Annotated in this window: 16 protein-coding genes and 1 pseudogene; 8 read left to right on the top strand and 9 right to left on the bottom strand. The window is 37.4% G+C overall.

Going from position 1 to position 23,877, the window contains the following annotated elements; all coding sequences use genetic code 11:
• Positions 1 to 225 precede the first annotated feature (225 nt).
• Positions 226 to 2,293 (top strand): annotated as a pseudogene (locus BUA71_RS04780) (glycoside hydrolase family 97 protein).
• A gap of 301 nt (positions 2,294 to 2,594) precedes the next feature.
• Here BUA71_RS04780 and BUA71_RS04775 read toward each other — a convergent pair.
• Positions 2,595 to 3,641 (bottom strand): AI-2E family transporter, encoded by a 1,047-nt coding sequence (locus BUA71_RS04775; RefSeq protein WP_072877276.1) that lies wholly within the window; start codon positions 3,639 to 3,641, stop codon positions 2,595 to 2,597.
• Positions 3,642 to 3,832: 191 nt separating this feature from the next.
• Here BUA71_RS04775 and BUA71_RS04770 point away from each other — a divergent pair, with 191 nt between their 5' ends.
• From BUA71_RS04770 to BUA71_RS04750, 5 genes are all read left to right on the top strand, one after another.
• A complete protein-coding gene (locus BUA71_RS04770; RefSeq protein ID WP_072877274.1) occupies positions 3,833 to 4,276 on the top strand; it encodes a PepSY-like domain-containing protein in 444 nt (147 codons plus the stop codon).
• Between the two features lie 252 nt (positions 4,277 to 4,528).
• Positions 4,529 to 5,410 (top strand): LysR family transcriptional regulator, encoded by an 882-nt coding sequence (locus BUA71_RS04765; protein WP_072877272.1) that lies wholly within the window; start codon positions 4,529 to 4,531, stop codon positions 5,408 to 5,410.
• 274 nt (positions 5,411 to 5,684) lie between these two features.
• Entirely contained in the window at positions 5,685 to 6,608 is a 924-nt protein-coding gene (locus BUA71_RS04760) for a YeiH family protein (protein ID WP_072877270.1), read from the top strand.
• A 254-nt stretch (positions 6,609 to 6,862) separates the two neighbouring features.
• The gene (locus BUA71_RS04755; RefSeq protein ID WP_072877268.1) at positions 6,863 to 7,636 is read left to right on the top strand and encodes a TrkA C-terminal domain-containing protein; all 774 of its coding nucleotides are present in this window, start codon (positions 6,863 to 6,865) and stop codon (positions 7,634 to 7,636) included.
• Positions 7,637 to 7,741: 105 nt separating this feature from the next.
• Positions 7,742 to 8,104 carry a hydroxyisourate hydrolase gene (locus BUA71_RS04750; protein ID WP_245812542.1) on the top strand — a complete coding sequence of 121 codons (363 nt, stop codon included), beginning with the start codon at positions 7,742 to 7,744 and terminating at the stop codon, positions 8,102 to 8,104.
• Positions 8,105 to 8,197: 93 nt separating this feature from the next.
• Here the strand turns inward: BUA71_RS04750 and BUA71_RS04745 are convergent, their stop codons facing one another.
• The 8 genes from BUA71_RS04745 to uvrC all read right to left on the bottom strand — a co-directional run bounded on the left by BUA71_RS04745 (position 8,198) and on the right by uvrC (position 22,336).
• Positions 8,198 to 10,876, bottom strand: a complete 2,679-nt coding sequence (locus BUA71_RS04745) for a TonB-dependent receptor (protein ID WP_072877264.1) — start codon at positions 10,874 to 10,876, stop codon at positions 8,198 to 8,200.
• Between the two features lie 182 nt (positions 10,877 to 11,058).
• Positions 11,059 to 12,696 carry a glucose-6-phosphate isomerase gene (gene pgi / locus BUA71_RS04740; protein ID WP_072877262.1) on the bottom strand — a complete coding sequence of 546 codons (1,638 nt, stop codon included), beginning with the start codon at positions 12,694 to 12,696 and terminating at the stop codon, positions 11,059 to 11,061.
• A gap of 126 nt (positions 12,697 to 12,822) precedes the next feature.
• A complete protein-coding gene (locus BUA71_RS04735) occupies positions 12,823 to 14,058 on the bottom strand; it encodes a M23 family metallopeptidase (RefSeq protein WP_175545935.1) in 1,236 nt (411 codons plus the stop codon).
• Positions 14,059 to 14,366: 308 nt separating this feature from the next.
• Positions 14,367 to 15,152, bottom strand: coding sequence for a DUF3108 domain-containing protein (locus tag BUA71_RS04725; RefSeq protein ID WP_072877256.1), 786 nt, complete (start codon positions 15,150 to 15,152; stop codon positions 14,367 to 14,369).
• A gap of 310 nt (positions 15,153 to 15,462) precedes the next feature.
• Complete coding sequence (gene hppD, locus BUA71_RS04720) at positions 15,463 to 16,602, bottom strand: 4-hydroxyphenylpyruvate dioxygenase (RefSeq protein WP_072877255.1); 1,140 nt, start codon at positions 16,600 to 16,602, stop codon at positions 15,463 to 15,465.
• A gap of 152 nt (positions 16,603 to 16,754) precedes the next feature.
• Positions 16,755 to 17,912, bottom strand: a complete 1,158-nt coding sequence (locus tag BUA71_RS04715; protein WP_072877254.1) for a homogentisate 1,2-dioxygenase — start codon at positions 17,910 to 17,912, stop codon at positions 16,755 to 16,757.
• 408 nt (positions 17,913 to 18,320) lie between these two features.
• Positions 18,321 to 20,543 carry a patatin-like phospholipase family protein gene (locus tag BUA71_RS04710; RefSeq protein ID WP_072877253.1) on the bottom strand — a complete coding sequence of 741 codons (2,223 nt, stop codon included), beginning with the start codon at positions 20,541 to 20,543 and terminating at the stop codon, positions 18,321 to 18,323.
• Positions 20,540 to 22,336 (bottom strand): excinuclease ABC subunit UvrC, encoded by a 1,797-nt coding sequence (gene uvrC, locus BUA71_RS04705; protein ID WP_072877252.1) that lies wholly within the window; start codon positions 22,334 to 22,336, stop codon positions 20,540 to 20,542. The genes BUA71_RS04710 and uvrC overlap by 4 nt, the downstream gene beginning before the upstream one ends.
• 247 nt (positions 22,337 to 22,583) lie before the next feature.
• On the opposite strand from uvrC, the gene BUA71_RS04700 reads away from it, so the two are divergent.
• Both BUA71_RS04700 and rimK read left to right on the top strand, forming a co-directional pair.
• On the top strand, positions 22,584 to 23,036 hold the full coding sequence (locus tag BUA71_RS04700) for an ATP-dependent zinc protease family protein (protein ID WP_072877251.1): 453 nt from the start codon (positions 22,584 to 22,586) through the stop codon (positions 23,034 to 23,036).
• Positions 23,005 to 23,877: a 30S ribosomal protein S6--L-glutamate ligase gene (gene rimK / locus BUA71_RS04695; protein WP_072877250.1), complete on the top strand. Its 873-nt coding sequence runs from the start codon at positions 23,005 to 23,007 to the stop codon at positions 23,875 to 23,877. Before BUA71_RS04700 ends, rimK begins: the two co-directional genes overlap by 32 nt.

Here is a 23,877-nt window from a genome sequence, read left to right as displayed (position 1 = left end):
TTAAATCGTTTTAGATTACAGGGACTGTAGCGATTATAAAATTTTAGAATCAAATGCCAAACATGTAACGCTATTGGCAAGAGTTTTTAAAATTAATTAATAATAGTCGTTACAGTCTTTTTTTATATAATTATGTGCTGCTGAACAAAAAGCATGGTTGAATTTTTAATCTTTCCTAACTTTACATTCACTTTGCACAATCCCATCTTCCCATATAAGTATTGAATGATACAGGTTAAAAGCCTTAAATTTTCTTTAAAAGAAGATGGTACACCCGTTTACAGCCTCAATTATAAAAGCAAAGAAGTTATAAAACCCAGTGCTTTAGGGATAAAATTAAAAGAGGATGAAGATCTCATCGCTAATTTTACTGTAGAAGACATCAAAAAATCTTCTTTTGATGAAACCTGGCAGCCGGTTTGGGGTGAAGAAGCTGAAATTAGAAATCATTATAACGAATTAAGCGTTCATTTAAATCAGCAGGAAAGCGAGCGTAAATTGGTTTTGCGGTTCCGTTTGTACAATACGGGGCTGGGTTTTAGGTATGAATTTCCGCAGCAACCTAATTTAGCGCATTTTGTGATTTCCAAAGAAAGATCTGAATTTGCAATGACAGGAGACCATACAGCTTTTTGGATCGCCGGTGATTACGATACCCAGGAATATGATTATACAGAGAGCAAGTTATCTGAAATACGCAAATTGATGAAAGAAGCGGTTACCGCAAACTTATCGCAAAAATCTTTTTCCAATACCGGGGTGCAAACTTCGTTAATGCTAAAAACTGACGATGGATTGTATCTAAACCTGCACGAAGCTGCGCTACTAGATTATCCTGCTATGCACCTTAATCTGGATGATGAAAATATGGTTTTTGAGTCCTGGTTAACTCCGCTAGCCAACGGCGATAAAGCTTATATGATCGCGCCGGGCCACACCCCATGGAGAACTGTAATGGTGAGCGATGACGCCCGAGACATTCTTGCCTCCAGAATTACTTACAACCTTAACGAGCCTAATAAAATTGAAGATCCTTCCTGGATCAAACCTATGAAATATATGGGTGTTTGGTGGGAAATGATCACCGGAATGAGTTCCTGGAATTATACCGATGAATTTGCCGCAGTGAAATTGGGCGAAACCGATTATGAAAAAGCTAAACCAAATGATACCCACGCTGCAAATAACGAAAATGTAAAGCGCTATATAGATTTCGCTTCAAAACACGGTTTTGACGGATTATTGGTGGAAGGCTGGAATATTGGATGGGAAGATTGGTTTGGAAACTCTAAAGATTATGTATTCGATTTCGTGACGCCTTACCCCGATTTTGATGTAGAGGAAATTCAGGAATATGCAGCAAGCAAGAATATAGAAATGATTATGCACCACGAGACCTCGGCATCTGTTAGGAATTATGAGCGTCATTTAGATACTGCATATAAATTTATGAAAGCTTATGGCTACAACGCTGTGAAATCTGGTTATGTGGGTGATATTCTTCCAAGGGGTGAAAATCACTATTCGCAATGGCTGGTAAACCATTACCAATATGCGATCGAAAAAGCCGCTGAATATGAAATTATGGTAAATGCGCACGAAGCGGTGAGACCAACCGGGGGTAGCAAGAACCTGGCCCAACCTTATCGCCAACGAATCGGCGCGCGGTACAGAATACCAATCTTTTGGGGGCAGCAAGCCCAATCACGTAACTGTTTTACCCTTCACGCGTTTAATTGGAGGGCCTATGGATTACACTCCCGGGATTTTTGAAATGGATATGAGCAAATTAAATCCCGAGAACGATTCCCATGTAAATAGCACTATCGCCAATCAGCTGGCATTATATGTTACGATGTACTCGCCACTGCAAATGGCAGCCGACCTGCCGCAGCATTATAAACAGTTTATGGATGCTTTTCAGTTTATAAAAGATGTGGGTATAGATTGGGAAAGAAGCGTTTACCTGGAAGCAGAACCGGGAGATTATATCACTATTGCCCGAAAAGAAAAAAACACTAATAATTGGTTTGTAGGCAATGTAAACGGTGAAACGCCGCGTACTGCAAAAATTGCTTTCGATTTTCTGGAAAAAGGAAAAAACTATATCGCTACCATTTATGCAGATGCTGAAGATGCGCACTATAAAACGAATCCGCAGGCTTATGAAATTACCAAATACAGGGTAAACAGCAGGTCTAAGTTAAAACAGAAATCGGCACCCGGTGGCGGCTTCGCCATAAGTATTATTGAAGCAGATAAAGCTGAAGTAAAAGGTTTAAAGAAGCTGTAATTTAAAAGTTGCGGGATGCGGGTTGCGGGTTAGAGTTGTTCTGTTGCGGGATGCGAGTTACGAGTTATGGGTTGTAGTTCTGTTGCGTCATTGCGAATGACGAAGGAGTGCGGCAATCTGTTATTGATTAGCGTTTGGTGTTTAGTGTTGCGGGTTTTTCAATTGCTTGAATGCTAAGTGCAATTTGTTATTGGTAGGAGGTTTTTTAAGATCGATTCTCCACTACGAGCGCATCACGATTCACAATTCCCGAATCACGAATTAACACATCATCACATCAACAAATAAGCACATTATCACATCAACCCTCAACTTCGCTTTCTTTATTCATAGGTTTTACATAGAGCTCTTCTACAATAATGATGATAATAAGTACTAGCGGTGTGGCAAAAATAATACCCCAAATCCCGGTTAAAGCCCCAACAAAAACCTGGGCTAAAATAATTAAAGCCGGAGGAATTTGAATTAATCGCTGTTGTGCTTTTGGCGTGATAAAGCTGCTCTCGAAAACCTGAATTACCACATATAAGCCCGCAATCAATAACGCCGTATTAAGACCATCTGCCAGCCCAACCAATAAAGCCGGTAAAGCCGACGCCAAAGGGCCAAAGTTTGGAATAAAATTGAGTAATCCGGCCAAAACTGCTAACGTAAGCCACATTGGAATATCCAAAATCACTAGACCAACAGCCGTTAAAATAAAAACAGCAAGCATTGCGATAAATTTTCCCGCTAACCACCTTTTTAATCCTGAACCTAAGCGATGCATTAAAGCACCTGCTTTATCGCGATTTTTGGGCGGAACAAGTTGAATAATCCCATCAACATAAATTGTTGGAGCTACTGTAAAAAATATACCTATTAAAATAACAATATAAATATTGGTAATTCCCCCTAAAGTGGTTTCAAAAAAATCTGATATAAATGTAGAAAATTCGTCGGAAGTCTTAATATTCCTAACCTGTTGAATTATCTCCTGTCCTACTGCACTGGCGTGTAATTTTTGCTCGGCTTTATCCAAAAGCTCCGGTATAGATTCTTGCATTTGCTCAGCCTGTGAGGAAACAGTAGCACCTATTAAAAAAAAGATACCCCCTATTATTAAAAATGAGCCAATTACCGAAATAGCCAGGGAAACTGTGCTATTCCAATCTAATTTTTTCTGAATTAGTTCACTCAACCCTCTAAAGTAACAAGCGATAAGAGCACCGGCCAGCACCAGGATAACCATATCGAAAGTCGCTTCAAATATTAAAAGCGTAGTGGCTATTAAGGAGAAAATTAATCCTACAATCCAAACTTTCTTTACAAAACTAGGTTCTTTTTTTTGTCTATTTTCCTCTGGCATTATGCTAATTTAAATTGAAGGTTATCCTGCAACTATACAATATGACTGAAAGTTCGGAATTGAAAAAACATATTACATCAACAAGAACGTTATAAATTCCTTAAAATACAGGTTTAAAGAACTTTAGTCCTAATATTCCCAAATTCTTCCAGTTTTGTACTTTTAGTTTGTATCAAATTAAAAAACAGAAGATGATGAAAAATTTAAAAATTGCAGCACTTGCTTTATTTGCAACAGCAGCAGTAAGTGCACAGGATTTAAGAATGGATGAAGTGCCAACAAACCTTGCAGATAGTTTTCAAAAAGAATACCCTAATGCTTCCGATGTGGAATGGGAGATGGAAGGTATGAACTATAATGTAGAGTTTGATGTTGACCGTTTAGAACACGAAATATGGTACTCTAAAGATGGGAAAATCGTAAAAATGGAGCAGGAACTCGATAATAAAAACCTGTCCGATATGATTACCAAATTGATTGATAGTAAGTATTCAGCATACAAAATTGATTCTGTTGAAATGACAGAAAAAGATGGTAAGAAAACCTACGAAGTAGAACTCGATAAAGGTTGGACCGAAGAAAAAACCCTTATCGTAGATGAGAACGGAAAAGTGATTAATGAATACGATGATTAATCATAATCTCACTCAATTAAAAATGGCAAATTAACTGCCTCAAATTTGCGAAACCGGGCTTTGCCCGGTTTTTATTTACCTACTCCCTAATTAGTTTTATGCCGGAACTACAATTTATACCCCCGGCAAGGTTGAGTTCACAATCTCGTCTATATGTCATTCTCCATCTTTTGGCTCAAATTGATACTCCCTACTTTTAAAATTCAGAAAAAGAAAATGAAATTTTTAATTTGAAGTAGTTAACTTTATGGCATGGATCACAAATTAAGGATTTTTAAAGAGGTGGTGCTCACCAGGAGTTTTACCAAAGCTGCCGAGAATTTATATATGTCGCAACCGGCGGTTTCTAAAACTATAAAAAACCTGGAACAGGAATACGGAAAAGCGTTTTTTTTGCGGGAAGGAAATAGCATAGCCCTAACTGCCGAAGGAAAAGTTTTTTTAAAATATGCCAATAGTTTACTGGAAATCTTTGCTAAAATGAAGCAGGAATTTTCTACAGAAAATCCAAATTTCCCAAACCATATAAAAATTGGCGCCAGTACGACTATCGCCCAGTATGTAATTCCCGGGATGGCTGCTTCGCTTCAAAACATACACAGTGATCTAAATTTCAACCTTATTTCGGGCAATACAGGAGACATTCAGCAGCTTATTTTAAATGGACAACTCGATTTTGGGATCATTGAAGGTGAAAATCAAAATACTCGCCTACAGTATGAACCTTTTGTAAAAGATGAACTGGTATTGGTTACTAGTGTGAAGAACCAAGCTGTAGATGAAAGTATAATTATAGCTCACCTATCCAGACTCAATTTTGTAGAGCGGGAACCAGGCTCGGGTACACGAGAGGTGATTGCCAATGCTTTAAAAAAACATCATATTCCAGCTTTAAATGTGAAAGCTACTCTTGGCAGCACCGAAAGTATAAAATCTTATTTGCGACATTCCAGGCATTTCGCCTTTCTTTCTATTCACGCCATAAAGCGGGAGCTTTTAGACGGGCATTTAAAAGTAATCGAGGTAAAAGGACTTAGTATAACCAGGTGGTTTAATTTTGTAAGCAGGCAGGGCTTTCAATCCCAACTTAACCAAAAACTCAAGAATATCTTTTTAGAAGAATATTCCAAATAATGCAGCTTATATTTATTCCTCAAGTTTTTTTTCAAAAAAACCCTCTTTTTCTTCGGAAGTATTAAATGCTTCTCTCCTCGTAGTTTACCCCTTTTCATTCAGCCTATAATTAAATGGAATAGCCCATTACTTTTTGCTTTGCTGAAGAACCTTTAATTCTCACGAACTTTGCAGTATCAAAATTATAAATGCTGAAACCAGCATGATGCTGGACACAGGAAGATAATTATACGCCCGGGACAAAATTCTCTCATTGGATTAAAAGTATAAACAGATGAAAGAAAAGAAAATTATTACTGCCATATTCATTATGCTAATAGCCTTTTGTTTTAGCGGATTCATAAGCAGCCCGGTGGCTTTAATTTTAGGCTTTTTATTCACTTTATTTGTAGGGCAGCCTTTCCAGGCTTTGGCCGCAAAGAGTATTCAGTACTTATTAAAAATATCTGTGGTGGGCCTTGGTTTTGGAATGTTTTTAATGGAAACCTTAAAAACCGGAAAAGAAGGCTTAGCCATCACTATTCTCACTATTGCTACCACCTTAATCTTAGGTTATTTTTTGGCCCGGGCTTTAAAAATAGATTCCCGGCTGGGACACCTTATTTCATCAGGTACTTCTATTTGTGGCGGGAGCGCAATTGCAGCAGTTTCTCCTGTAATTAACGCCAAACCAAAGACAATTTCGGTTTCTTTGGGAGTCGTTTTTCTTCTTAATTCAATAGCTTTATTTATTTTCCCCGGCATTGGACATTTCTTTGGAATGAGCCAGCATCAATTTGGCCTTTGGGCAGCCGTAGCCATTCACGATACAAGTTCTGTAGTTGGGGCAGCTTTAGAATATGGCGAAGAAGCACTACGCGTGGCCACCACCGTTAAGCTTGCCCGTACGCTCTGGATTATACCGGTTTCTTTACTTTCTATGTTCTTATTTAAAACCAAAGATGGTAAGATTAAAATTCCCTGGTTTATCTTATTTTTTATCCTTGCAATTTTAATAAACAGTTATTTAAACCTACCAGACGTAGTAACAGAAAGTATTGTGAGTGTTTCAAAACGTTTACTAATTGTAACGCTCTTTTTGGTAGGAACTACGCTATCTGTTAAAGACATAAAAAAAACCGGATTTAAACCCTTTTTACTTGGAGTTAGCCTGTGGATATTTATTTCTATAGCCTCTTTATTCTTTATCCTTAATTAGGATTAAGAAATAGGCTATTTTGCTTAAAAATAAGCCACGCCTTCGTTAATTTTAGGTTTGCTGAAGTCGTGGCAACTTTATCATGACTTCCAACCTAAATTCATTACGTCAAAAAAGGCAATTTTTCAAACTTATAGCTGCTTTCCTAACAATTTGACAACCAATCTGTCAACATAAAAACTTCAGGATAATAAATTATATTTTCAGAATTTAGTTTATCTTTTAGCAGCATTAGTTTCTAAAATTTTCCAGTTATGATTGCCGCTGTCACCTTATTTTTTATCATCACACTTTCGGCTTTAATTACAAGAATAGCCGCGATTGCACTGGCCCACACCGGGCTTTCTACCCAAAGTGCCAGGTTTCAGGCAAGATCGGCTTATACGGGCGCAGGATTCACCACTTCAGAGTCTGAAAAAATTATGCAACACCCGGTGCGCCGAAAAATTATTTATACGCTTATGCTTATTGGTAATGCCGGGATTGTAACCGCGATGTCTTCGCTAATCCTCACCTTTGTTTTGCCAGACAGCCTTACCTCAAAACTTTATGGATTGCTGATTGTACTGGCCGGATTGGCGGTTTTGTGGTGGGCCATAAGAAGTGCCTGGGTAGATCGCGGACTTTCAAAAATAATCAATAAAATGCTTAAGCGCTATACCGAAATAAATGTGCAGGATTATGCCGCGGTTTTGCACCTGCAGGACAATTATCATATTAGTGAATTAAGGGTAGAAGAAGACAGTTGGCTGGCCAATAAAACTTTAATTGAATTAGAACTGAGGAAAGAAGGTATAACGGTACTTGGTATAGATCGTGACGGTGAAGATTACCTGGGTTCTCCCTCGGGAGCCTCAAAAATCCTCCCCGATGATGTGATCACCGTTTATGGAAAAGCAGAGGTTTTTAAAAACCTGTATAACAGAAATCGTGATTTAAGTGGGGAAATGCAGCATAAAGAATATGTAAAAAAAGAAGCCGAAAGAAAAAAAGAGCAAGCCGAAAAAGACAAAGTGAAAGCAGATTAATTTGCTTATTGTTATCTAAAGAGTACAAAAAAATAATATTTATAGATCAATAAAAGCTAAAGATTATACCTCAAAACAAGTGTGTTTTTCATTTTGCCTGGCACAGTGAGTTTTCCACAACAAAAAGAATATCAATTATCCACGTATAATTTAAATATTTCTGAAGGAGTTCCCGCCGGAGGTATGAAAATTAAATTAGAAACGATGAATCCCGGTTCAGGTCACCGGAAGGTTATTTCTGGAAAAAAGATTATGGAAAACGCTAGGGTAAACGATTTTTCACCTTCTTCCGAAGAAAATAAAGGAATCTGCAGGTTTACATTTTATACTGAACCTTATTTTAAGGAAAATAACAGAGAAAGGTTTTATCCTTTTATAGAAGTAGTTTTTGAAATAACAGGTGACAAACATTTTCATGTTTCCATTACGCTCTCTGCCTTTGGATATTCAGCTTACCCTGGCAATTAAAAAAGCCTCTGTTTTAAATAATTCGTAAGACAGTTTAAATTAAAAAACCACCCGGGTTGGGTGGTTTTTAAAGTATAAGCGTTTTTAAGGCTTTTAGAAGTTATATTTAACACTAAAACTCCATTGTCTATCAAAACCAAAATATCCTCTGTTGGAAGTATTAATACCTTTATATAAATCATCTCCTTGAGCAGCCGGTCTATTTGAACTAAGACTGGTTAGATAAACTTCATTAAAAAGATTATCTACATTGGCCCTAAAATCAAGTGAAGTATTGTTGCTTAAAGGTAAGTTGTAAGAAGCTCCTATTCTCACGAGGTCATAAGAAGGCAATTCAACTACTTCACCACCTTCTTCAGTAAATGAAATTGGGTCTATACCAGCATAAATATCTCCGTAGTAATACCAATCAGCATCTACAGAAAGATTATCCAAAATTTTATAGTCAACACCCAATCCTACAGAGGTTTGTGGGGCATTACCAACCTTTTCACCGTCTATATAAGAAATAGCATTTTCAAAACCAGGAACTACTTCCAGGTTTTCAGAATCATATAATGATTGAACAGGGTTATCAGAATATTTCCAGTCACCAATAGAGGCCAAACCATTTATTGTTAATTCTTCAGTTGGTTTAAAGATAAAATCCAGTTCAATACCCATATGTGTTTGCTCCAACAAATTAAAGTTTGCAAGATATTCTTCATCTACACCGTCCTCATCAAAATCAATAAATCTAGTACTGGTATCTGTTCTATTACCCCATTTTGTATAATAGGCGTTTAGATTTAAGCTTACCAATTCACTTTGAAAACCATATCCTAATTCAACACCTGTTATTTCTTCATTTTCGGTTAGAGGATTAATATCATTTGTGAAATTAAGAAAGAGGTTATCGTGGAATGGTTGTCTGGAATAATAACCAGCATTTACAAATACATTGTGTTGATCATTGATATTGTAATTCAGACCTCCTTTAATATTATACCCTGTATTGGTTATTTTCTCTGACTCTTGATTCTCTGGAAGACTGTAAACAAAATAATCATAACGAGTGTGTGATTGACTTGAAAGGGCTCCTTGCAGGAATGCAGAAAAAAGATCGGTTTTATATTCAATTTGACCAAACCCTCCTATATAAGAGATATCTTCAGAATTACTATATCCAATTTGTTGATCATTTCTAGCTCTATTAAACGTCGGATCCAAAAGGTTTACATCATAATTAGCAAATACTGTTTGACCTCCAGGGATACTAGCATTTCTGCCTTCATACCAACCATCAAGGCCTAAAAAATCCGTTACCTGACGGTAGTGATCTCCATGATAATATCTATAATCAGCACCTACATTAAATTCCCAATTATCATTAATTTCGTAATTAAAATTGGAAACACCACCTACCCAGTAATGATTATTCATAGAAGCTCTGGTAATGTACCCATTACCAAGTTCTTCTTCTAAATCGGGATGATTACCAACTCTGTACTCCTGTCCATCAATTTCTGTAGTCGGTAAATTTCTATTGTGTGCAATGATTTCATCAAAATTAATTTGACCGTTTTCATTGTATTTATTGTCGTAACCACCTAATGGGCCTGTTCCTCCACCAGTTCCTGTTGAGGCATAAATTACCGTGGAAAGATCTGTCTGACTACTAATATTCCAGTCCCAGTTGAGGTTCAATACAGGTTTATGATAAAAGTTAGTTCGCTCATTATATAGACTACCATCTTTATAACCCCAGTTTTCATTGTAATCCTTTCCATACTTTAGAGCTTCCGCAATACTTCCTTGATATGCCTGACCATGCGTTTGTGGAGCACCAGTAATTAAAAGGTTAAAGGCGTGTTCATCAGAAGGTTTATAACCAACAGAGAAAAAGTAAGTTATCCCCTTTCCAGATGTACCTTCATAAAAATTACCATCACCTTGCCAATAAGAAAGCATATATGTTGAAGACCAACCTAAATCATTTTTTCCCGTAGAATAGTAGGCCGTAGATTTAGTATAATTATCATTAGCAATTTCCTGTTGAACATAACCCTTTTCTACATTGTTATATGTTTGAGTAACAATATTCACCGTACCACCCACAGAAGAAATAGCAAGTTTTGAAGCACCTAACCCCCTTTGGACCTGAACGGCATTAGCAATATCTTTTACACCTTGCCAATTACTCCAGTACATATTACCGTCTTCCATTCCATTAATCGGCTGTCCGTTTAAAAGAAAAGCAGTATTACTTTGATCAAAACCACGGACGCGAATTTCAGAATCTCCATATCCACCTCCAGATGTATTGGCATAAACAGATGGTACCGAGCGCAATAATTGTGGAAATTCCATATTTCCAGATGACTTTTGAATTTCACCAGCTTTCACGGTACTTACGGCAACCGGTGTCTGCCTACCAATCGCGACATCAATTACACCTTTACCAATTACAATAACTTCAGAAAGAGCATCAGCGTCTGGCCCAAGTTCTATGGTGCCTAAATTTTGAGTTGCGCCTCCCGTAACGTTAAAATTAATAGTTTGTTTTTGATAGCCAACAAAAGTAATGCTAACTTTTCCCTTAGCTGAGTCAACATCCAAAGAAAAATTACCATCAAAATCTGTGGTAGTTCCTTGGTTTGTTCCAGCAACCATTACCGTAGCCCCGGGCAGTGGAGCGTTCATGTCAGAATCGATTACCGTTCCGGTAAGCGTTCCCTGAGCAAAAATCGTAGCTGATGTTAAAAACAACGCTAGAAGTAATAATTTCCTCATTTTTTAAATTGTTTGTTTGAGTTTTAAATTTGGTGCAAAAGAACTAAAATCTTATAAATCTGAGTTTACCAGAATGTTAAGAATTTTAACTTTCCCACCTTTTTCACCGCAAAACTAAAACAATTTTTTAACTAAATAGATTTTTGGAAACTATTGATTTGCACACATTGTTAACAAAACGCTTATTTTTGTGCTAAAAACACATTTAGGAGGCTTTTTGTTGAAGAATCGTGATTATTTATATTTTTATCCTCAATTTCCTTAAGAATATTGCTCGCCAGTTGTTTTCCCAGCTCTACACCCCATTGGTCATAACTAAATATGTTCCAGATCACTCCCTGTACAAAGATTTTATGCTCATACATTGCTATTAATTTCCCCAAAGACCCCGGCTCTAGTTTATCAATAAGCAATGTATTGGTAGGTTTATTCCCTTCAAATTCTTTAAAAGGCACTAATTTTTCGATAGCTTCCTGAGATAAACCCTGTGCTTCCAACTCTTTTTTTACTTCCTGCCCTGTTTTCCCCTGAAGCAAGGCTTCGGTTTGAGCAAAAAAGTTGGCCATTAATTTTTGATGATGATCTGTATCGCCGTGCAGAGATTTTTTATAACCAATAAAATCTGCCGGAATCAATTTAGTTCCCTGGTGAATTAATTGAAAAAAGGCGTGCTGGGAATTGGTGCCCGGCTCTCCCCATATAATAGTACCGGTTTGATAGTTCACCTTCTCCCCGTTTCTATCTACACTTTTACCATTACTTTCCATAACAGCCTGTTGTAAATAAGCCGGCAAGCTGTTTAGATATTGGGTATAAGGTATTACTGCTTCACTTTCGGCTTTATAAAAATTGTTATACCAAACGCTTAGTAGCGCTAATTGCACGGGAATATTTTCCTTAAAATCGGCATCTTTAAAATGTGTATCCATTTTATGGGCACCTTTTAGCATAGCTTCAAAATTAGCATATCCAACAGCAAGGCTTATAGAAAGTCCCACGGCACTCCAAAGTGAAAACCTGCCACCAACCCAATCCCACATGGGAAATACATTCTCTACAGCGATCCCAAACTCCTCTACGTTTTTAAGATTGGTAGAAACTGCTACAAAATGTTCTGATACTGCCTCTTGTGGAGCCGATTTTCTAAACCAATTTCTTATGGTCATAGCATTGGTTAAGGTCTCTTGCGTGGTAAAGGTCTTAGAAACAATTAAAAATAAGGTCGTTTCAGGGTTTAATTCTTTTAAGGTTTCATGTACGTGATCTCCGTCCACATTAGAAACAAAATGTACATTTAGATGATTTTGGTAATATTTTAAAGACTCGGTGACCATTGCAGGGCCAAGATCTGACCCACCAATACCAATATTCACCACATCGGTAAAAGCTTTTCCCGTAAAGCCTTTTTTCTCACCGCTAATTACAGCTTGTGAGAATTTTTCTATCTTCTTCTTAACTTCCTGAACCTCTGGCACCACATTCTCTCCATCTACCATAACTTCTTTATTAGCAGGAGCTCTTAAAGCGGTATGTAGTACAGCCCTGTTTTCAGTCTGGTTAATAGCATCTCCCTTAAAGTAGGAGTCGATTGCGGTTTTAAGATCACATTCTTCAGCTAACTTTAATAAAAGCTCACGGGTTTTTGTAGTTAATCGGTTTTTACTGTAATCGAGGTAAAAATCTTCCCAGGCAATACTAAATTTAGAAGCTCTCTCTGGATCTTCTTTAAACAAATCTTTCAACTGCTGGTTTTGCATCTCGTTAAAATGATCTTTTAATGCTGTCCAGGCTGAAGTCTGCGTAGGGTTTATACTTCTCATAGTAATGCTCTTAAAATTTATCTATTATTTATCGCTAATTGAGCTTGCAAAAAGAAAGCTTAATTAGAAAAATATGTTTTTAAAACAATCATATCCTGTTAAAACCAGGTTGATTTAAACAGTTATTTACATTTCCTTATAGGGGATATCATCAAGTGTTTTCCTTAAGTCTTTAATAGCTGCAAAATAGTTTTCTTTTTCATTTGCTGCCAGCTTTTTTGCCGTTGGTAGGTTTTGGCGATAAGGATCTACCTGTTTACCATGAACCCAGAAACGGTAACAAACATGGGGGCCGGTTGCCAAACCAGTACTTCCCACATAACCTATCACATCGCCTTGTTTCACGCGCGCCCCGTTTTTAACATTGCGCTTGCTCATATGTAAATATTGCGTGGTGTATTTATCGTTATGCTTTACTTTCACATAGTTTCCGTTTCCGGAAGTATAGCTGGATGCGATTACCCTACCATCTGCCGTGCTTACAATTGGTGTACCCGTCGCAGCGGCATAATCTGTTCCCAGGTGGGCTTTCCATCGTTTTTGAACCGGGTGAAACCTTCTTTTGGTATATCGCGAGGAAATCCTGCTATAATTAAGTGGTGCTTTTAAAAAGAAACTCTGTAAAGCCTTTGCTTCTTCGTCATAGAAACTGGACTTTCCGGTGATCGAATCAATCTCATATTCAAAAGCATAGAAAGGACGGTCGCCGTGTTTAAAAACTGCTGCTTCTACATTTTCTATTCCAGCAAAAATCGTATCGTCAATATATTTTTCAGAATAAATCATTTTAAATTGATCTCCCTTCTGAAGTTTAAAAAAGTCGATACTCCATTGGTAGATATCAGAAAGTCGATACATTACCAGGTTACTTAAACCCTGCTCCTGCACGGCTTCTGAAAGAGAGGAGGCAATAACACCCGAAATTTTGCGTCTTTTTACACTTACAGGACGCTTCTTTTTAACTGCACTAATACTATCTCCAATACCTACTACCGTATAATTAATTTTATCATTTTGATAAACAAAATACTGCGGTGTTTTAGCAGAGTCTTTGGCTTTTAGGATCATGTATTTCTTTCCTGCTGTAATTCTTGCAGGATTAAAAGTATCTTTTACTTTTTGGGAAATTTCATAGATTTTGCCACGATCTACACCTTGTTGATCTAAAAGATAACCAAAACTATCGCCCGATTCTACTACTCCTTTTACAACTTCAAAATCATTCAGCACAAAACCAAACTTTTTCTCTATGGGCTCTGGTGCTACTTTTTCGACTTTTTCTTTTACTGCTGTGTCCTTTACATCATCTTCACATGCCACTAAGGCCAACATTAAAACTAACAGGTAACTTAATCTCTTCAATTTCAGCAAATTTTCTATTTGGGGTGTTAAACTTTGGTTTTGCGCATACTTTTGATTACTCCTAATAACGCAATTTTAGTCTCTAAAAAAGCATAAAAATTACGAGCAATTTTTGTTTTTAGGATTTCAAAATTACATAATGCATTTTTTACCACCTTATATTTTCTTAAATAAATCTTATTAGAATGAATAATTGTAAAGGTTTGCAATAAAATTGGTTTGTTTTCTACAATGAAGCCCACCCGTACTTCATTTTGTTAACGGCTAAAACCGATATTTATTTACGCTAAACGAAAATTCTAATAGCACTAATCGATTATTATCTCAAACGGATGCTTTAAACCTTTATAAGCATCCAGATCTGCATCCAGGGAACCTATAGCGAGATTTGCTTTTATTTTTATAGGGATTTTATTGGCATCGTCGCTAACCCACAAAGTAAGGCTTTCTTTTTCTTTAAAAACCCTACCGGCCATGACATAAGGTCTAAATTTTAGCGTGGCTACTTTTCCAAATTTGGTACTTATAGTTTCCCGACCCAAAAATTTAAGCTTAAAGTCTATGTTTTCATCATCCATAAACATATTAAGGTGCATTTCATCACCTTCTCTTAATTTATCATTTTCAATATTATTCCTAAAATGATAAAATGCAGAAAGCATGTCATGAACTTTGGGTTTGGTAGTATATGTATCCCTTTCGTTATGTTTTCTGTCAAAAACATAAGCCTTGTGGCTATCGTGATCAAAATCTATTTCCAGATCTTTTGTATGTCCCCCTTCGTTTATTTTACGAATAAAACGATGCGGTCTGCCGGTTTCTTTATCAATATAGCTCTGGTAATCATCATCTACTTTAAAAAACCAATGCAATAAACCCGTAGATTTACCTTCTCCTTTTACGTGATAGACATCATTACCCTTAAGCCTTGCGTCTTCTACCTGCAAGGTTGCAAAACTGGCATTAAATGGACCATAATGAATACGAAATTTAAACCATTCTCCAGCCTGGTAAGCAGGCTTTTGGGCTTGGGTTATACCGGGGAGACTTAGAAGAAATATACTAATGGCAATTGTAAAAAATCCTTTTGTCATAACTCGAATTTAATGAATATTGAGCACGGGAATTCCCGTTTGGATTTACATATTTACAATTTTTATTCCAAACAGTTGAAAAACAAAAACCCCGTCACCTTAATGACGGGGTTTTTTGTCTTATTAACCAACTAAAACTTAAATTATGAAAAAATTTAATCACACTTAAGGTAACCACTCCAAAAATGCGAGCGCAAAATTCTACATTTTTGTAAGCAAAAGCAATACAAAAATTCAGTTTAACGCAATAATTTACAGATAATCAAATTTTTAACTAATAAATTTTAGTTTAGTTCATTTTTAATGTGTTTTAAAGATTTCCTCGCAAATCCTGTTCTCTTTCAATAGCTTCAAATAGCGCTTTAAAGTTTCCTTTTCCAAAAGATTGAGCTCCTTTTCGCTGGATGATCTCAAAAAACATGGTTGGCCGGTCTAAAACAGGCTTGGTGAAAATCTGTAATAAATAGCCTTCATCATCCCTATCTACCAAAACCCCCAGTTCTTTTAGCGGTTCTAAATCTTCATCAATTTCTCCTACCCTGTCTAATAAAGTTTCGTAATAAGTGTCTGGAACATACAAAAACTCCACCCCGCGGTCCCGCAATTGAGTAACGGTTTTTATAATATTATCTGTCGCAAGGGCAATATGCTGTACACCGGCACCATTGTAAAAATCTATATATTCTTCAATCTGTGACTTTTTCTTTCCTTCGGCAGGCTCGTTAATGGGAAACTTTATCCTTCCGTTGCCGTTGCTCATCACTTTGCTCATAAGCGCCGTATAATCTGTTGAAATATCCTTGTCATCAAAAGAAAGCATTTGTGCAAACCCCATCACCTCGGCATAGAACTTTACCCATTTATTCATTTCGTTCCAGCCTACGTTACCAACCATATGATCTATATATTTTAGACCGTTATCTTCACTGGTCACCAGGGGTGCATAGGTTTTATAACCGGGCAAAAAGGGTCCTTCATAATTTTTCCTTTCCACAAACAGGTGCACAGTTTCTCCATAAGTATGAATTCCCGAAATCACCGCTTTCCCATGATCATCTTCAAGTTCATAAGGCTCTACATAGGATTTTGCCCCTCTTTTTGTGGTTTCTTTATAGCTCTTTTTTGCATCGTCAACCCAAAGTGCAATTACTTTTACTCCATCCCCATGTTTATTGATATGGGCATTAATATTTCCTTCGGGTTGCAGGGGGGAAGTGAGTACAATACGAATTTTGCCTTGCTGCAACACATAGGAAACGCTATCCTTTCTACCGGTTTCCAATCCCGAGTATGCTATAGGTTGAAAACCCCAGGCGTGCTGATAATAATAGGCAGACTGCTTGGCATTACCTACATATAGTTCTACAAAATCGGTGCCCAGGATGGGAAGAAAATCTTCGGCATCCTTCATCACCTTTTCTAATTTTAAAGAAGTGTTATCTGTGTTCATTGTTTTGTGGTTTGGTGTTTGAAATTTCTGCTCACTGAATACTGCAACTGCAAACTGGTCTGGTCACTGCGAGCGACGAAGGAGCGCGGCAATCTGTTGTTGCATATTTGGTGTTTCTAATTTTGTCTACTGAAAACTGGGACTGCCAACTTTTATTCCAACCAGGATTTGTGATAGGTCTCATCGGCTATCTTCATGGCGTCCTCGGTTAACATTAGCGGCTTAAAGGTATCTACCATTACCGCCAGTTCTTCGGTTTCTACCTGGCCAATACTACGCTCTACCGCCCCCGGATGTGGTCCATGCGGAATTCCTGCCGGATGCAATGAAATATGCCCGGCTTCAATATCATTTCTACTCATAAAATCCCCATCTACATAATACAAAACCTCATCGCTGTCTATATTGCTATGGCTGTAGGGTGCAGGAATACTATCTGGGTGATAGTCGTATTTCCTGGGACAAAAACTACAGACTACAAAGGCTGAAGTTTCAAAAGTTTGGTGTACCGGCGGCGGCTGATGGATTCTACCGGTAATAGGTTCGAAATCGTGAATGGAAAAAGCATATGGATAGTTATAACCGTCGTAGCCAACGACATCAAAAGGATGGGTAGCATATACCATATCGAAAATTTCGCCTTGTTTTTTAACTTTTATAAGGAAATCCCCTTTTTCATCGTTAGTTTCCAATTCGTAAGGTTGGCGCAGGTCGCGTTCACAAAATGGTGAATGCTCCAACAACTGCCCAAACCAGTTTCGATATCTTTTGGGCGTATAAATTGGGTGTCTGGATTCTACAATAAACAGCCTATTATCTTCGGTATCAAAATCAATCTTATAAATTGTTCCCCGGGGAATTAAAAGATAGTCCCCATACTTAAAATCCAGGTTTCCCAGTTGTGTTCTTAATTTTCCGCTTCCTTTATGGATAAAAAGCAACTCGTCTGAATCTGCATTTTTATAAAAATAATCCTCGGTAGAACCTTGTGGGGAAGCCAGCGTAATGTCAACATCGGCATTGGTGAGCATCACTTTTCTACTTTCCAGGTAATCTGGGTTTGGTTTTACCTGAAAACCTTTAAACCGGTATGATTTAATATTGTTTTCCCTGGCCACTTTAGGTTTAACATTATAACTTCCCTTTATTTCTTTTACCTGGGTAGGACGATGTTCGTGATAGAGGTTGGAAGACATACCATCGAAACCAATAGTTCCAAAGAGTTGCTCGTAATACAGGCTGCCATCTGGCTTTTTAAAAACCGTATGACGCTTATGTGGGATCTTACCCAGTTTATGATAAAAAGGCATAATCTTAGGTTTAATTTTAAATTCAATTTCCAAAAGATTATTGAGAATATAATATTATTATCAATAAATTTTTGCTGTAAAACAAATATCGGGAATTTTTAAGCAAAAAATACTAATAAATACGTAAAAACCTTGTGATTTATATTTCCGACTATTCTGAAGAATATAGCATACTCTTTCTCAAAAGCTAATTGTTTTTGATTTATAAATACATTTAACCAGGACTATTAATAAACACCTGTTTAATCCCGGCTCAAAATGAAATTAAACCTTGGAAAGAGTCTTTATTCTAATCTTAGTGGTCATCATTGATTTAATTTCTAGCCCACTAATTTAAAGTGCTTTGAAAAGAATTCTTTTATTTCACAAGCTCCCAAAAACTTAAACTCCTGACTATCGCACCTGCAATTAAAACCAGAAGCCCAGGCTAATGAACCAGTTGCTGGTTTTAATTTCAGGTGAATAGGAGTATTTTACTTCCAGTGGCCCTACAAAAGTATCGATACCATAACCCAGGGCATAACCTGAATAGTCGGGTAAATTAAGCCAATTTCCTGTAGAATAAAGTTTATTCCCCACATTAGCCACATTTACACTGGCAATAACATGATTTTTTCTAAAAAGTTCATAATCAAACTCCACTAAGCCTTTAATATAACTATCACCAGAAAGGCTTATAAAATCATAGCCGTAAAATGGCACAAAATTATTGATAAAGTTATTGCCATATCCCCCCAGGAAGAAATCGAGCGTGTTTACCCCGTCATTTCCAATTTTAAATCCAGCTTCAGCACCCATGCGTATGGCAAAATTCTTTAATGGTGAAAAAGCATAACCAAACTCTCCTTTTGTCATAGAAAATTCAGCAAAATTATCATTGAAATCTGAAGAAAACAGATACAAATGAAAATCCCCGTTAAAATAAACTCCCCGGCTAGGAAAGTATTTATTATCGTAAGAGTCGTATTTTAGGTAGCCAAAAGTACTAAAATAATGGCTCTTTTCGAAGGCCGCATCGTTTCCATCAGGATCGGGATTTAAGGTTTCCGAAGTAATTTTTAAATATTTATGTTCTGCTCCCACCCCAAATGAAAATACCTGCTTAAAAAGTGTTTCTACATAAAACTGATTGGTAAAATCCCTATAATCTACGCTAATATTATTTACACCAATATCTTCCAATTCGGCATTTTCACTGGCAAAATCGAAAGATACATTTTTATTAAAATTATTGTAGCGAGACCTTAGGCCAATGCTCCAGTAAAAACCTTTGTCGATATAATAATTAAAATTGTATCGAAACTGCTCTCCCACCACAAAATCGAAAGAGATTACATCATTGGGAAATAACAGACTTTTTCTTGTAAAATTTATTAGCGCACCTATATTATATAAATCGTCATAATGCAGGCCCAGGCGCAAGTAGCTTTTACTATCGCTTTCCTCAACCTGCAAGGCAAGACGATAATAATCGTCATCTTCATTGGGCGTTAACCTATAGTTTAAGCGGTTAAAATTTCCCGTAGCCGAAAGGTTATTAATACCTTCGTTTAAATCCTGGTAAGTAAAATCTGTAAAATAATCCAGCTTTAACTTCCCCATAATATAAGAGCGGGGATAGTTGTTATTTCCTTCTAAGGATACCGAACTTACCTGGAGCGTATCGTCCCGGGGAATTTTAATAGTTCTTTTAGGTGCTTTTTGGCGGTCTGATAGTGCTATAAGTTTACTAAGTTTTTTATCGGCGGCTACTGTTCCCGAATCTATAATGGACTGTCCCTTTTCAAAAGACAATACCGAAAAATTTCTAATATCTGGTTTAATATAAATATCTGTCTTCGGAATTTTCTCCTTCATATCACTAATCGTCCTAAAATTGGTAATTTGAGTAAGAATATCAAAAACACTATTTAGATTATCACGATCAACGAGGCTGTCCTGCACATCTACCCCAATAATCACCTCTGCACCCCTATCACGCAATTCTTCTACCGGATAATTATTGGCTACGCCCCCATCAATAAGCAGTTGGTCATTTATTTTCACGGGACTAAAAACCGAAGGTATAGCTCCACTCGCAGATACTGACTGTGCCAGCGAACCTTTATCTAAAACTACCGCTTCCCCGGTTTCTACATTGGCAGCGATACAAAAGAAAGGAATAGGAAGCTCGCTAAAATCTTCCAAATTTCCCAAATGCCGGGTGAGTCGTGACATTAAATTATAAATATTCTGCCCCCTGGAAAGTCCGGTGGGCAAGCCAATTTTAAAATTGTCGAAAGGCAGGGTTATCGCATATTTCTCATCGTCTTCCTTTTCATAAAAAGTTTTTGCGCTACGCGGAATATCATCCTGAATTAAAATATTAAAATTGGTTTCCTGAAAAATAGAATCTAATTGGTGTGCCGTGTATCCGGAAGCGTATAATCCCCCAATAATAGCTCCCATACTACTTCCCCCAATATAATCTATGCGCACTCCTGCTTCTTCAATCACTTTTAGGGCGCCAATATGCGCCAGGCCTTTCGCACCACCCCCGCTAAGTACAAGGCCCACTTTTATATCATCCTTATCCTGGGCAATGCCGGGGAGTGCCAGAAGAAGGAAAATAAAAAGTAGTGATTTTTTCATTTCTTATCGTGATAATGATTGTAGATAAGCGCTGCTTTAGAAACGCCTATTACTTCAGCCAAATCCTTTTCTTTGGCTTCCTTTACGCGTTTTACAGACCGGAATTGTTGCAGCAATTCCACCACCGTTTTTTCTCCTATTCCCTTTATATCTTCCAATTCGGTATTTAACGCAGATTTGCTTCTTTTATTACGGTGGAAAGTAATGCCAAAACGGTGCGCTTCATTTCGCAGTTGTTGAATAATTTTTAGAGACTCAGATTTTTTATCCAGATACAAAGGAATAGAGTCCTCGGGATAGAATATTTCTTCCAAACGCTTTGCAATACCTATTATAGCAATTTTCCCACGTAAACCTAAAGTTTCCAGTGCCTTTACGCCAGATGAAAGCTGGCCTTTCCCACCGTCAACAATAATTAACTGCGGCAGGTCTTCTCCTTCATTCAGCAACCTGCGATAGCGCCTAAAAACCACTTCTTCCATAGAAGCAAAATCATCTGGGCCTTCTACGGTTTTAATATTAAATTTACGATAGTCTTTTTTACTTGGTTTCCCATTTTTAAAAACCACGCATGCCGCAACAGGATTGGTACCCTGTATATTGGAATTATCAAAACATTCTATATGGCGCGGCTCCTCGTTAAGCCTAAGATCTTCTTTCATTTGCGCCATTACTCGTTTTACATGCCTGTCTGGATCTACAATCTTCATTTGCTTAAAGCGCTCCTGCCGGTAATACTTGGCATTTCGCAACGAGAGATCTACAATTTTCTTTTTATCACCAAGTTTCGGGACCGTCACTTTCACATCCTCGCCGGCATCAACTTTAAATGGCACATAAATTTCTTTAGAAGTGGAACTGAAGCGCTGCCTAATCTCGGTAATAGCCAATTCTAAAAGCTGCTCGTCGCTTTCTTCCAGTTTTTTTCGCATCTCTATGGTATGCGACCTAATAATAGCCCCGTGGGATAGTTGAAGAAAATTTACATACCCATAACCCTCATCGGCCACGATAGAAAAGACATCTACGTTGGTGATTTTTGGGTTGACTACCGTAGATTTGGATTGGTAATTTTCCAGCACCTCTATTTTATTCTTTATGCGCTGGGCATCCTCAAATTCCATGTTTTCGGCGTGCGTTTTCATCTGGTTTCTAAACCGCTGCAGGGATTCTTTAAAATTTCCCTTTACAATTTGGCGAATCGCCTCAATATTATCGTTGTATTCTGCTTCGGGTTGTTTCCCTTCACAAGGACCCAGGCAGTTTCCCAGGTGATATTCCAAACAAACTTTATACTTTCCATTCCTTATTTTTTCTTCGGAAAGATCGTAATTGCAGGTCCTTAATTTATACAAGCCTTTTATAAGGTCCAGTAAAGTGTTTACCGTTTTAAAGCTGGTAAAAGGACCATAATATTCACTGCCGTCTTTAATGAGTTTTCGGGTAGGAAAAACCCTGGGAAAACGTTCATTTTTTATACAGATCCAGGGATAGGTCTTATCATCCTTCAGCATCACATTAAATCGCGGCTGATGTTTCTTAATAAGATTATTTTCCAGTAATAGCGCATCGGTTTCAGAGGCAACCACAATATGCTTAATCTCCTTAATCTTCTTTACCATCACGCCAATACGATGACTATCGTGCCGCTTGGTAAAATAGGAAGTCACCCTTTTTTTAAGATTCTTGGCTTTCCCAACATACAGAATCTTTCCGTTTTTATCGTAATATTGATAAACCCCCGGACTATTGGGGAGTGTTTTTAATTGTACTTCTAATGCAGGCGTTTCCATTACTCCAAAGATAAAAATTTATTCTTCCAAGTCTGTAAAGAAATAAACTACCTTGGGCCAAGTTCTTGAGGTCGTTTATTTAGTTATAATTTTGTCTTTTTATATAAAGTCCCGGGCATTCGGGGATCTTGCTTCTTCACCAATTAATATTTAAATTTTTCCCTAAGTATTTGAAATAACGAAGAAAGCACCGTATATTTTATAGAAAATAGCAAAAGCTTGCTTACTCATTTTAGTATATTGCGATATGGAGAAGATAGTAATAGGACGTTTTGATAAGGCAGATTTCCCTGCTTTGCAATTAAATGACATCGCAGTTAAAATTGATACCGGTGCATATACTTCTTCCATTCACTGTAATAATATTGTTGAAAAAGATAATATACTGGAGTGTACTTTTCTCGACGAAGAACATCCATTATATAATGAAAAAAAAATTACTTTTACAGATTATGATATCATTTTTGTACGCAGTAGTAATGGCATAATTCAAAAGAGATATCAGGTATTATCTAAAATTAAAATATTTAATAAGGTCTATAAAATTTCACTTTCTTTGTCCTCCAGGCAGGAAATGCGTTTTCCTGTATTGATAGGCAGAAAGTTCCTAACGAAAAAATTTATAGTAGATACCGAACTAACCGACGTCTCTTATAAGAAAAAAAATAATGAAAATAATAATTCTATCCCGAAACACTAATCTCTATTCTACCAAACGACTTGTGGAAGCGGCTAAAAAACGCAAACACGATGTTGAGGTTGTCGATCCGTTAAAATGCGATATCGTTATTGAAAAGAGAAATCCCAATATTTATTATAAGGGAGGCTATATAAAAGAAGTAGATGCCATTATTCCCAGGATTGGAGCTTCGGTTACTTTTTATGGTACTGCCGTTGTACGTCAATTTGAAATGATGGGCGCTTTTACTACCACAGAGTCTGAAGCATTGGTGCGAAGCAGGGATAAACTAAGGAGTTTACAGGTATTGTCCCGCGCCAAAATTGGACTTCCAAAAACGGTTTTCACCAATTATTCCCGGGATGTTTCTGGCTTGATAGAGCAAGCGGGCGGCACTCCTTTGGTTATTAAGCTTTTGGAAGGCACCCAGGGAGTAGGAGTTGTTCTAGCCGATACTAAAAATGCTGCTGAATCTGTGATCGAGGCTTTTAATGGCTTACAGGCCCGGGTTATTGTGCAGGAATATATAAAAGAAGCCAAAGGTGCAGATATTAGGGCTTTTGTAGTAGATGGGCACGTAGTTGGCGCTATGAAAAGACAGGGGAAAGAAGGTGAGTTTAGGTCTAATTTACACAGAGGTGGTAGTGCAGAAATTGTAGAGTTAAGCGACGAAGAAGAAATTGCCGCGGTTAAAGCCACCAAAGCCATGGGACTAGGTGTTGCGGGGGTAGATTTACTGCAAAGTTCCCGTGGGCCATTAATTCTGGAAGTGAACTCCTCCCCGGGGCTGGAGGGAATAGAAAAAGCCACAGGAAAAGATATTGCAAAATCCATTATTAGATATATAGAAAAGAGCGTTTAG

Origin of the sequence: Salegentibacter echinorum (assembly GCF_900129445.1) — a bacterium.
Classification (GTDB): Bacteria; Bacteroidota; Bacteroidia; order Flavobacteriales; family Flavobacteriaceae; genus Salegentibacter; species Salegentibacter echinorum.
The sequence above is the reverse complement of the archived record's forward strand: the minus strand, read 5'-3'. Positions and strand labels throughout refer to the sequence as shown.